6 protein-coding genes and 3 rRNA genes are annotated in these 12,160 nt (G+C 62.2%); all 9 read left to right on the top strand.

Annotated elements, in window-relative coordinates; all coding sequences use genetic code 11:
* Positions 1 to 4 precede the first annotated feature (4 nt).
* The gene (locus GAA2_RS09995; RefSeq protein ID WP_024498583.1) at positions 5 to 220 is read left to right on the top strand and encodes a Trm112 family protein; all 216 of its coding nucleotides are present in this window, start codon (positions 5 to 7) and stop codon (positions 218 to 220) included.
* A gap of 74 nt (positions 221 to 294) precedes the next feature.
* Entirely contained in the window at positions 295 to 1,641 is a 1,347-nt protein-coding gene (tyrS, locus tag GAA2_RS10000; protein WP_024498582.1) for a tyrosine--tRNA ligase, read from the top strand.
* Positions 1,642 to 2,107: 466 nt separating this feature from the next.
* Positions 2,108 to 3,626: ribosomal RNA gene (locus tag GAA2_RS10005) — 16S ribosomal RNA — on the top strand.
* Positions 3,627 to 4,079: 453 nt separating this feature from the next.
* Positions 4,080 to 7,208 (top strand): 23S ribosomal RNA (locus tag GAA2_RS10010).
* Between the two features lie 113 nt (positions 7,209 to 7,321).
* Positions 7,322 to 7,438: ribosomal RNA gene (gene rrf / locus GAA2_RS10015) — 5S ribosomal RNA — on the top strand.
* The 16S, 23S and 5S rRNA genes sit together here, the layout of an rRNA operon.
* Before the next feature lie 129 nt (positions 7,439 to 7,567).
* Entirely contained in the window at positions 7,568 to 9,829 is a 2,262-nt protein-coding gene (locus GAA2_RS10020; protein ID WP_191834937.1) for an HAD-IIA family hydrolase, read from the top strand.
* Between the two features lie 11 nt (positions 9,830 to 9,840).
* Positions 9,841 to 10,173: a hypothetical protein gene (locus GAA2_RS10025; RefSeq protein ID WP_024498690.1), complete on the top strand. Its 333-nt coding sequence runs from the start codon at positions 9,841 to 9,843 to the stop codon at positions 10,171 to 10,173.
* A 25-nt stretch (positions 10,174 to 10,198) separates the two neighbouring features.
* Positions 10,199 to 11,059 (top strand): TlyA family RNA methyltransferase, encoded by an 861-nt coding sequence (locus tag GAA2_RS10030; RefSeq protein ID WP_024498691.1) that lies wholly within the window; start codon positions 10,199 to 10,201, stop codon positions 11,057 to 11,059.
* A 79-nt stretch (positions 11,060 to 11,138) separates the two neighbouring features.
* Positions 11,139 to 12,158, top strand: a complete 1,020-nt coding sequence (locus GAA2_RS10035; RefSeq protein ID WP_159405986.1) for an NAD kinase — start codon at positions 11,139 to 11,141, stop codon at positions 12,156 to 12,158.
* Positions 12,159 to 12,160: the final 2 nt, after the last annotated feature.

Raw genomic sequence — 12,160 nt, forward strand, 5'->3', positions numbered from 1 at the left:
CCGCGTGACGACACGCGCTGAGGCCATCGACCCGATCGTGCGCGAACGGCTGGCCTGCCCGCAGGACCACGGCCCGCTGATCAACGCCGGCGACGAGCTCTACAACCCGCGGCTCCATGTCGCGTACCGGATCGACGCCGACGGAATCCCCGTCATGCTCATCGACGAGGCACGCAAGGTCGACGACGCCGAGCACGAACGCCTGATCTCCGAGCAGTAGCCGACGCCTGCCGGCAGCCCACTCACGAGTCACCTCGTCCGAGCCCCGATCTCGATGGATGACAAGATCGGGGGGTGAGTGCTGAGACTGAGGGAACCGCCAACACGACCGACGAAATCGTCCGGGCCGCGACCGCCCAGAGCGGAACCGCACCCGTCGACATCCTCGACGAACTCGAGTGGCGAGGTCTGATCGCGCAGTCCACCGACCTCGACGCACTGCGTGAGGCCCTCGCGGGCGGGCCCATCACGTTGTACGCGGGCTTCGACCCGACGGCGTCGAGTCTGCACGCAGGTCACCTCGTGCCGCTGTTGACCCTCAAACGCTTCCAGCTCGCGGGCCATCGGCCGATCGTTCTCGCGGGTGGGGCCACCGGTCTCATCGGTGATCCCCGGGAAGTGGGGGAGCGGGCCATGAACGCTCCCGACACGGTCGCCGAATGGGCCGGCCGGATCGACGCCCAGCTCCGTCGCTTCGTCGACATCGACGAGTCGCCGACTGGTGCGCTCGTCGTCAACAACCTCGAGTGGACCGGACAGCTCTCCGCCATCGAGTTCCTGCGCGACCTCGGGAAGCACTTCTCGGTGAACGTCATGCTCGCCCGGGACACCGTGAAGCGACGTCTCGAGGGGGACGGCATCAGCTACGCGGAGTTCAGCTACCTGCTCCTGCAGTCCAACGACTTCGTCGAGCTCAATCGGCGGTACGGCTGCCTCCTGCAGATCGGTGGCTCGGATCAGTGGGGGAACATCGTCGGCGGTGTGGACCTGGGACGCCGACTCGACGGGTTGTCCCTGCATGCACTGACCGTGCCGCTCGTGACGTCGTCGGACGGCAAGAAGTTCGGCAAGTCCACCGGTGGCGGCAGCTTGTGGCTCGACCCCGAGCTCACCAGCCCGTACGCCTGGTACCAGTACTTCGTGAACACCGCCGACGCGGACGTCATCCGCTACCTGCGGTGGTTCACCTTCCTCGGACGCGAGGAGATCGCCGAACTCGAGCAGGCGACGAAGGAGAAGCCACACCTGCGTCTCGCGCAGAAGAAGCTCGCCGCCGAGATGACCACCCTGATCCACGGGGAAGGGAACACGCGCGCAGTCGAGCTCGCCAGCCAGGCCCTGTTCGGTCGCGCCGAGCTCGACGAGCTCGACGAGTCCACGCTCGCGGCGGCAGTGGGGGAGACCGTCATCGCGGAGTACGTGCAGGAGCGACCCACGATCATCCAGTTGCTCGTCGACACCAAGCTGTCCGAGAGCAACAAGGCTGCGCGTCGTGCCGTGTCCGAGGGCGGCGCGTACGTGAACAACACGAAGATCACCGATCCGGAGTGGCAGCCGGCGGACTCCGACCTGCTCCACGGGCGATGGTTGGTCGTGCGCCGCGGCAAGAAGAGCTTCGCCGGCGCGAGACTGGGCCGCTGACGCAGCCAAGCCGTAGCGAACCACGCCTCTGACCAGGCGATTTGACGCGTTGTTCGCGCCTGTGTAACTTAATCGACGCACCGCAGAGAGCAACTCCCCCGGAGCCGCAAGCACCGGGGAAGCAAAAGTGCCCGAGCTACTCGCTCGGGCCGCCTGTGCGGGGCCACTCCCGAGAACAAGAGCGTGAGAATTTCTCACGCTCTGGGAGAAGCTCACCGGAGCCGGACTCGTCAAGAGGACGTCTGGTGGGTGTGTGTTCTTTGAGAACTCGATAGTGTGATGATGAATTGTCTGATGCCATTTTGGCATCGTGCATTCTTTATGGATGTAGATGTTTATTGTGTGTGGCGCTCGGCCCCGTCTGGGTGTCACATGTTTTTGCTAGTTTTGGATTGGTCAGGTTTTGCTTTCCTGATTGTGTTGAAACGCTGACACTTTCTGGGTGTTGGTTTTGTTTCGCTATTTTTTCATGGAGAGTTTGATCCTGGCTCAGGACGAACGCTGGCGGCGTGCTTAACACATGCAAGTCGAACGGAAAGGCCCGCTTGCGGGTACTCGAGTGGCGAACGGGTGAGTAACACGTGGGTGATCTGCCCTGGACTCTGGGATAAGCCTGGGAAACTGGGTCTAATACCGGATATGACCTTACATCGCATGGTGTTTGGTGGAAAGCTTTTGCGGTTCAGGATGGGCCCGCGGCCTATCAGCTTGTTGGTGGGGTAATGGCCTACCAAGGCGACGACGGGTAGCCGACCTGAGAGGGTGATCGGCCACACTGGGACTGAGACACGGCCCAGACTCCTACGGGAGGCAGCAGTGGGGAATATTGCACAATGGGCGCAAGCCTGATGCAGCGACGCCGCGTGAGGGATGACGGCCTTCGGGTTGTAAACCTCTTTCACCAGGGACGAAGCGCAAGTGACGGTACCTGGAGAAGAAGCACCGGCCAACTACGTGCCAGCAGCCGCGGTAATACGTAGGGTGCGAGCGTTGTCCGGAATTACTGGGCGTAAAGAGCTCGTAGGCGGTTTGTCGCGTCGTCTGTGAAATTCTGCAACTCAATTGTAGGCGTGCAGGCGATACGGGCAGACTTGAGTACTACAGGGGAGACTGGAATTCCTGGTGTAGCGGTGAAATGCGCAGATATCAGGAGGAACACCGGTGGCGAAGGCGGGTCTCTGGGTAGTAACTGACGCTGAGGAGCGAAAGCGTGGGTAGCGAACAGGATTAGATACCCTGGTAGTCCACGCCGTAAACGGTGGGTACTAGGTGTGGGGCTCATTTCACGAGTTCCGTGCCGTAGCTAACGCATTAAGTACCCCGCCTGGGGAGTACGGCCGCAAGGCTAAAACTCAAAGGAATTGACGGGGGCCCGCACAAGCGGCGGAGCATGTGGATTAATTCGATGCAACGCGAAGAACCTTACCTGGGTTTGACATACACCAGAAAGCTGTAGAGATATAGCCCCCCTTGTGGTTGGTGTACAGGTGGTGCATGGCTGTCGTCAGCTCGTGTCGTGAGATGTTGGGTTAAGTCCCGCAACGAGCGCAACCCTTGTCCTGTATTGCCAGCGGGTTATGCCGGGGACTTGCAGGAGACTGCCGGGGTCAACTCGGAGGAAGGTGGGGATGACGTCAAGTCATCATGCCCCTTATGTCCAGGGCTTCACACATGCTACAATGGCTGGTACAGAGGGCTGCGATACCGTGAGGTGGAGCGAATCCCTTAAAGCCAGTCTCAGTTCGGATTGGGGTCTGCAACTCGACCCCATGAAGTCGGAGTCGCTAGTAATCGCAGATCAGCAACGCTGCGGTGAATACGTTCCCGGGCCTTGTACACACCGCCCGTCACGTCATGAAAGTCGGTAACACCCGAAGCCGGTGGCCTAACCCTTGTGGAGGGAGCTGTCGAAGGTGGGATCGGCGATTGGGACGAAGTCGTAACAAGGTAGCCGTACCGGAAGGTGCGGCTGGATCACCTCCTTTCTAAGGAGCACACAACATCACGTGTTTCTGCAGGCGTATGTTCTGCGGCGCGTGTGTGTTCGAGGGTGAAACATCAGACAGGCTCACCGCTTCCACACGTGTGGAGGTTGGGGGTTGCTGCCAGGTCGTGAGGCCGGCGGGTTCATCGCACACTATCGGGGTTCTGAGGGAACACGCTTTGTGTTGTCTCTGACCTAGCTGGTTGCTGTGAGATTGTGTTGATCTGTCCTGTGATGGGGTGGGGAGCGGTCGAGTGGTGGTCGGTGTGTGTTGTTTGAGAAGTGCATAGTGGATGCGAGCATCTTTATTTCAAATCAACAATTTTTTGTTGGTCTGTGATTTAGCAGAAAGAATGTTTTGTGATGTCTACATTCGATCCTCGCCGAGCATGATCCTTTCGGGGTTGTGTGTGCAGCTTTCGGGTTGTGTGGTGGGGGTGGTTTGTAGGTGTTGTTGTAAGTGTGTAAGGGCGTTCGGTGGATGCCTTGGTACCAGGAGCCGATGAAGGACGTGGTAGGCCGCGATAGTCCTCGGGGAGTTGTCAAACGAGCTGTGATCCGAGGGTGTCCGAATGGGGAAACCCAGCACGAGTGATGTCGTGTTACCCACCTCTGAATGTATAGGGGGTGTGGAGGGAACGTGGGGAAGTGAAACATCTCAGTACCCATAGGAAGAGAAAACAAAAGTGATTCCGTGAGTAGTGGCGAGCGAAAGCGGATGAGGCTAAACCATGCGCATGTGATACCGGGTAGGGGTTGTGTGTGTGGTGTTGTGGGGTTCATCTTCTTCCATCTACCTGTGGAAGCGTGAGTCAGAAAATCGTGTGTTAGGTGAAGTGGCCTGGAATGGTCTGCCGTAGACGGTGAGAGTCCGGTAGCTGAAAACACATGGTCTTGCGTGATGTTCTCCCAAGTAGCAGCGGGCTCGTGGAATCTGCTGTGAATCTGCCGGGACCACCCGGTAAGCCTGAATACTTCCTGGTGACCGATAGCGGACAAGTACCGTGAGGGAAAGGTGAAAAGTACCCCGGGAGGGGAGTGAAATAGTACCTGAAACCGGACGCTTACAATCCGTCAGAGCCTGCGCCTTCGGGGTGGGTGATGGCGTGCCTTTTGAAGAATGAGCCTGCGAGTTAGTGCTCGGTGGCGAGGTTAACCCGTGTGGGGTAGCCGTAGCGAAAGCGAGTCTGAATAGGGCGTTTGAGTCGCCGGGTCTAGACCCGAAGCGGAGTGATCTACCCATGGCCAGGGTGAAGCGACGGTAAGACGTCGTGGAGGCCCGAACCCACTTCAGTTGAAAATGGAGGGGATGAGCTGTGGGTAGGGGTGAAAGGCCAATCAAACTCCGTGATAGCTGGTTCTCCCCGAAATGCATTTAGGTGCAGCGTCACATGTTTCTTACCGGAGGTAGAGCTACTGGATGGCCGATGGGCCCCACAGGGTTACTGACGTCAGCCAAACTCCGAATGCCGGTAAGTGAGAGTGTGGCAGTGAGACTGCGGGCGATAAGGTTCGTAGTCGAGAGGGAAACAGCCCAGATCGCCGGCTAAGGCCCCTAAGCGTGTACTAAGTGGAAAAGGATGTGGGGTCGCGAAGACAACCAGGAGGTTGGCTTAGAAGCAGCCACCCTTGAAAGAGTGCGTAATAGCTCACTGGTCAAGTGATCCTGCGCCGACAATGTAGCGGGGCTCAAGTACACCGCCGAAGCCGCGGCACTCACACAATAGCCCGTTGGTTTTCTACGGAGAATCAACCAGGTGTGTGGGTGGGTAGGGGAGCGTCCTGCATCCGTGGAAGCCACAGAGTGATCTAGTGGTGGAGGGTGTGGGAGTGAGAATGCAGGCATGAGTAGCGAAAGCAGAGTGAGAAACTCTGCCGCCGAATGACCAAGGGTTCCTGGGCCAGGCTAATCCGCCCAGGGTGAGTCGGGACCTAAGGCGAGGCCGACAGGCGTAGTCGATGGACAACGGGTTGATATTCCCGTACCCGTGTATCCGCGCCCATGCTGAATCAGTTGTACTAACCATCCAGATCCCCCAGGAGCACCTTCGGGTGCCGGGTGGGGTGATGCATGGGACCTTGGCTGGTAGTAGGCAAGCGATGGGGTGACGCAGGAAGGTAGTGGGGCCAGTCAGTGGTTGTACTGGTGTAAGCCTGTAGGGCGTGTTCTAGGCAAATCCGGAACACATACAGCCTGAGAGGTGATGCGTAGCCGTTGCGGTGAATTCCATGATCCTATGCTGCCGAGAAAAGCCTCTAGTGAGTTGGTACACGGCCCGTACCCCAAACCAACACAGGTGGTCAGGTAGAGAATACTAAGGCGATCGAGAGAACTGTGGTTAAGGAACTCGGCAAAATGCCCCCGTAACTTCGGGAGAAGGGGGACCCATCCTGGTGACGAGATTTACTCTCTGAGCTGGTGTGGGTCGCAGAGACCAGAGAGAAGCGACTGTTTACTAAAAACACAGGTCCGTGCGAAGTCGTAAGACGATGTATACGGACTGACGCCTGCCCGGTGCTGGAAGGTTAAGAGGACCGGTTAGTTCCTTTCGGGGAGCGAAGCTGAGAATTTAAGCCCCAGTAAACGGCGGTGGTAACTATAACCATCCTAAGGTAGCGAAATTCCTTGTCGGGTAAGTTCCGACCTGCACGAATGGCGTAACGACTTCTCTGCTGTCTCAACCACAGACTCGGCGAAATTGCAGTACGAGTAAAGATGCTCGTTACGCGCGGCAGGACGAAAAGACCCCGGGACCTTCACTATAGCTTGGTATTGGTGTTCGGTTCGGTTTGTGTAGGATAGGTGGGAGACTGTGAAGTGGGCACGCCAGTGTTCATGGAGTCGTTGTTGAAATACCACTCTGATCGTATTGGACTTCTAACCTCGGACCCTGATCGGGTTCAGGGACAGTGCCTGGTGGGTAGTTTAACTGGGGCGGTTGCCTCCTAAAAGGTAACGGAGGCGCCCAAAGGTTCCCTCAGCCTGGTTGGCAATCAGGTGTTGAGTGTAAGTGCACAAGGGAGCTTGACTGTGAGACGTACATGTCGAGCAGGGACGAAAGTCGGGACTAGTGATCCGGCACCGGCAAGTGGAAGCGGTGTCGCTCAACGGATAAAAGGTACCCCGGGGATAACAGGCTGATCTTCCCCAAGAGTCCATATCGACGGGATGGTTTGGCACCTCGATGTCGGCTCGTCGCATCCTGGGGCTGGAGTAGGTCCCAAGGGTTGGGCTGTTCGCCCATTAAAGCGGCACGCGAGCTGGGTTTAGAACGTCGTGAGACAGTTCGGTCTCTATCCGCCGCGCGCGTAAGAAACTTGAGGAAACCTGTCCCTAGTACGAGAGGACCGGGACGGACGAACCTCTGGTGTGCCAGTTGTCCCGCCAGGGGCACCGCTGGTTAGCTACGTTCGGAAGGGATAACCGCTGAAAGCATCTAAGCGGGAAGCCTGTTCCAAGATGAGGTTTCTCACCCCCTTTGCGGGGTTAAGGCCCCTACAGACCATGGGGTTGATAGGCCAGAACTGTACGCACAGCAATGTGTTCAGGTGACTGGTACTAATCGGCCGAGGACTTACCAACAACACCCACACACCACAAAACATTCTGTTTTGGTGTGTTCGCATCCACTATGCATCTTCTGAGACAACACACGAACAAACAAACACCAGCGGTTTGTGGTTGTTTCACAATGTTACGGCGGCCATAGCGGAGGGGAAACGCCCGGCCCCATTCCGAACCCGGAAGCTAAGCCCTCCAGCGCCAATGGTACTGCACCTTAATCAGTGTGGGAGAGTAGGACACCGCCGAACACAACTTCAGAAGGGCCCCGTATTCGATGAATTCATTCGTCGAATACGGGGCTTTTCTCGTTCGCCCACGTCGTCTGGACGAGGGCGGCGATGCTTCCCATCAAGGTTCAAGGGCATAGATTGGCAGCTATGAATGATCGTGATCGTCCGCGTCGTGACGGACGCGGTGAGCGTGATACGCGAGATCAGCGGGAGTCGCGGGGCCAGGGCGGTCCGCGTGGTCAGCGGGGAGCCCGCGGTCAGAGCGATTCGGGTCGAGGAGATTCGAGTCGGGGACGTCGTCCGGATCGTCCGGGCCGTGAGCGCGGCGACGGTGGTCGCCGGCAGCCGGGTCCTCCGCTGCCCGACGACGTCGCTGCGTCAGACCTTGATCCTGAAGTCCGTCGCGACCTCCTGACACTCGACAAGGCCAACGCCGAGATCGTCGCCAAACACCTGGTGATGGTCTCGCGTCTGCTCCTCGAAGAGCCCGCGCTCGCGCTCGAACACGCTCGTGCCGCGCGCGGCCGCGCGTCGAGGGTCGGCGTCGTTCGGGAAACCGCCGGTATCGCGGCCTACAACGCCGGCGAGTGGCAGGAGTCCGCAACCGAGCTGCGTGCTGCGCGTCGTATCACCGGTAACAATGCGTTGTTGCCTCTCATCGCCGACTGTGAGCGTGGTCTGGGCCGTCCGGAGCGTGCAGTCGAGATCGCCCGTGGCGACGAGGGCCGTGCGCTGCGCGGCGAGGAAGCCACCGAAATGCGCATCGTCGAAGCCGGCGCACGAATCGACCTGGGTGAACCCGAGAAAGCCGTCGTCACGCTTCAGGCCGAGAACCTCAAGCCGGGTCAGGTGGGAACCGGACCTGCGCGGCTGTTCTACGCGTACGCGTCCGCGCTGTACGCATCGGGCCGCCGTGACGAATCGATCACCTGGTTCATGAACGCGGCCGCAGCCGACGTCGAGGACGTGACCGACGCCGAGTTCCGTCTGACCGAACTCGCGAACGACGACGCACCGGTCGGCGATGACGAGCAGGCCGTCGACGGGGTGGACGTCCTCGCCGACAGCGCAGTCTCTGAGGCACCGGCGGCCGAGTCGTCGAGTGCTGAACCCGTGAGCGTCGAACCGGCCGCTGCTGAACCGGCCGCTGCTGAACCGGCCGCTGCTGAACCGGCCGCTGCTGAACCGGCCGCTGGTGAGTCCCCCGAGTTGCCCGCGGCAAAGGTAGCTGCCGAACCGGTCGTCGCACCGGAGCCGGTTGTCGTACCGGAGCCCGCCGGCGATCAGGAGGCCGACGACACCGAGACGATCGAAGGCGTGCAGGGGACCGCAGACCTGTCCAAGACGTCGAGTTTCGTCGACGACGACGTATCGGAGCTGATCGGGCTTTCGGACTCGGTCTCGCAGACCCTCGCCGATCGTTACGATGCACTCCTGCTCGATCTGGACGGCACTGTCTTTGCGGGCAACAAGGCGCTGCCGAATGCGGTCGACACCCTCGACCGGCTCGACATCCCCTGCTTCTTCGTGACGAACAACGCGAGTCGACGGCCCGCCGAGGTCGCTGCGCATCTCCGTGACCTCGGCTTCGACGCCACCGACGATCTCGTCGTCACCAGTGCGCAGTCGGGAGCGCGATTGCTGTCCGAGCATCTGGCACCGGGATCGCGGGCGCTGGTGATCGGGACCGATGGACTCGCGCAGGAGGTTCGCGAAGTCGGTATCGGCGTGACACGGAGCGCCGACGACCGTCCCGCGGCCGTGATCCAGGGGCATTCGACCGACACCGGCTGGGCGCAGCTGTCCGAGGCCGCTCTGGCCATCCGAGCCGGTGCGCTGTGGGTGGCCACCAACGTCGACGCCACGCTCCCGTCCGAGCGCGGTCTGCTCGTGGGCAACGGCTCGATGGTCGCAGCACTGCGCAGCGCGACCGGCAAGGAGCCGCTCGTCGCCGGCAAGCCTGCCGCCCCGCTGATGGCGGACGCGATCACGCGGGCCGGGGCCAACGCTCCGCTCGTCGTCGGCGATCGTCTCGACACCGACATCGAGGGTGCACACGCCGTCGGCATCGAGAGCGCACTGGTCCTCACTGGCGTCAGCACGGTCACCGACCTGCTGGCCGCGCCGCCAGAGCAGCGACCCACCTATGTCATCGACGACCTCGCGGGCATGTTCGACGACGTCGACGCGGTGCGCGTGGCCGACCAGCCGGGCTGGACCGTGAGCGTGGAGGCCTCGACGGTGAGCGTCTCCGGCTCGGGCGACGAGACAGGTGTCGTCCCGGCGCTCGCCGCTGCCACCTGGGCCGCGGTCGACGCCGGTACCGCGGATCCCGAGGAGTTACGGATCCGGGCCGAGGGCACGGCGCGGGAGAAGCTGGCGTCGCTGGGTGTCACCCTCGTCGGCTAGCGTGGTTGACGATGACTTATCCGAGTGACGAGAGCAGTCGTTCGGACCTGAGCAGCGGTCCGACACCGAACAGCATGGCGCCCCGACCCGGTCCGGGCGCCATGCCACGTCGCCAGTACGACCCGATGGCAGCCCTGACCGACGACCTATCGTCGGGACCGGACGCCGATCTCGACCTGCCGGACGTCGAGGCCACGGTCTCTGAGCTTCTCGCCGAGGTCGACGAGCTGCGTGAGTCCGTCGGGGACACTTTTTCGCTGGCCGCACTCGAGCGCCAGGCGAACCTCCTCGAGCAGGCACACGATGCGCTGACCGCAGCGCTCGATGCGGTGGACCGACGATGAGTCGATCCCGGACGCGGCACTGACGATGGCGACCCGAGCACGACTCGACGCAGAACTCGTCCGGCGTGGCTTGGCCCGGTCCCGGGAGCAGGCGCGCGAACTCGTCGACGCCGGCGTCGTGAAGGTCAACGGAACGGTGGCGGCCAAGGCCGCGACCGGCGTCACCCGTGATACCCCGATCGTCGTCGTCGAGGCACCGAAAGACGACTGGGCGTCGCGCGGCGCCCACAAGCTCCTCGGCGCGCTCGAGGCGTTCGAACCCCAGGGTCTGACCCTCGCCGGCCGTCGGTGTCTCGATGCGGGCGCGTCGACCGGTGGCTTCACCGATGTGCTTCTGCGTCGCGAGGTCCGGGAGGTCGTCGCCGTGGATGTCGGCTACGGACAACTGATCTGGCGTCTGCAGAACGACGATCGGGTTCACGTCTACGACCGCACCAACGTCCGGCACCTCGAGCCCGAGCAGATCGGTGGTCAGGTCGACGTCGTGGTCGCCGACCTGTCCTTCATCTCGCTGGGACTCGTCCTACCCGCATTCGCCCGTTGCGCGGTTCCGGGAGCCGACCTGCTGCCGATGGTCAAACCCCAGTTCGAGGTGGGCAAGGACCGTGTCGGCGCCGGCGGAGTCGTGCGCGATCCCGAGTTGCGTGCCGAGGCGGTGCTGGGAGTGGCGACCGAGGCCGCTGCCCTCGGGCTCGAGACTCGTGGAGTCGTGGCCAGCCCACTGCCCGGCCCGTCGGGCAACGTCGAGTACTTCCTCTGGCTGCGTAACGAACCCGAAGGCCGGACGGGCGAGGAGTCGGGGGAGAGCGATAGGGTCGACCGGGCGGGATCGTCCGACGAGCTCCGCTCCATGATCGAGCGTGCGGTCGCGGAGGGACCGCGCTGAGCGCGGACCGACCGGCGCCCGTTCGGCTCGTCCCTGCTCGACCACACGTCCGACCACACTTCTCCGGGAGGGAACATCAGTGACCGACGAGTCGGTAGCCGAGTCCGCCGGTGCCCGCGAGTTCTTGGTGGTCGCCCACACCGGACGCGAGAACGTCATCGAGACGATCGAGGCGATCGCGCGCCACTGTGCCGCGGCCGGCGTCGCGCTGCGTGTCGTCGACCATGACACGCTCGATCGGGACGCTCCGGACCACGACGTGCTGTACCGCAACCGGGAGGGCGAAGCCTCGCGACCCGGCAACATCCCGGTGGATCCGGAGTACCTCCGTTCCCTGGGTGCGGTCGTCGAGGTCACCACGGCCGAGTCCGCGTCGGCCGAGGGTTGCGAGCTCGTCATCGTCCTAGGCGGTGACGGAACCTTCCTGCGCGCCGCCGAGCTGGCCTGCCCGGCCGGAGTGCCCGTCCTGGGCATCAATCTCGGGCACATCGGCTTCCTCGCCGAATCCGAGGCGCACAAGATCGACGAGGTGATGGCGCAGCTCATCGCCCGCGACTACCGCATCGAACCGCGGATGACCCTGGAGATCGACATCGTCGACCCGGCCGATCCCGACCCACCGACGGCCAGCAGCTGGGCCCTCAACGAGGTGGCGATCCTCAACACCAGCAAGAACGGCGTACTCGAACTCGTCACCGAGGTCGACGGTCGCCCGGTGTCCGCGTTCGGCGCCGACGGCGTGCTGGTCGCGACCCCGACCGGGTCGACGGCCTACGCGTTCTCGGCGGGCGGTCCGGTCATGTGGCCGGACCTCGAGGCCATCCTCGTCGTCCCGAACAATGCGCACGCGCTGTTCGCGCGGCCCATGGTGACCAGCCCGAGGTCGCGGATCGCCGTCGAGGTGGACAAGAACGGACGTTCGGCGGTCGCGCTGTGCGACGGCCGTCGAGCACTCGACGTGCCGGCCGGTGCTCGCGTCGAGGTCGTACGCAGCGAACGTCCGGTGAACTGGATCCGAATCGATTCCGATCCGTTCGCCGACCGGCTCGTGACCAAGTTCGCCCTCCCGGTCACGGGATGGCGAGGGAGGCAGGCATAGGG

The sequence above is a fragment of the Gordonia ajococcus genome, from assembly GCF_012974285.1.
GTDB classification, from domain to species: domain Bacteria; phylum Actinomycetota; class Actinomycetes; order Mycobacteriales; family Mycobacteriaceae; genus Gordonia; species Gordonia amicalis.

Excerpts from the sequence above, each read along its gene's own strand:
- GAA2_RS10030 (WP_024498691.1), top strand. The coding sequence starts at position 10,199 with ATGGCGACCCGAGCACGACTCGACGCAGAACTCGTCCGGCGTGGCTTG.
- GAA2_RS10020 (WP_191834937.1), top strand. The coding sequence starts at position 7,568 with ATGAATGATCGTGATCGTCCGCGTCGTGACGGACGCGGTGAGCGTGAT.
- GAA2_RS10025 (WP_024498690.1), top strand. The coding sequence starts at position 9,841 with ATGACTTATCCGAGTGACGAGAGCAGTCGTTCGGACCTGAGCAGCGGT.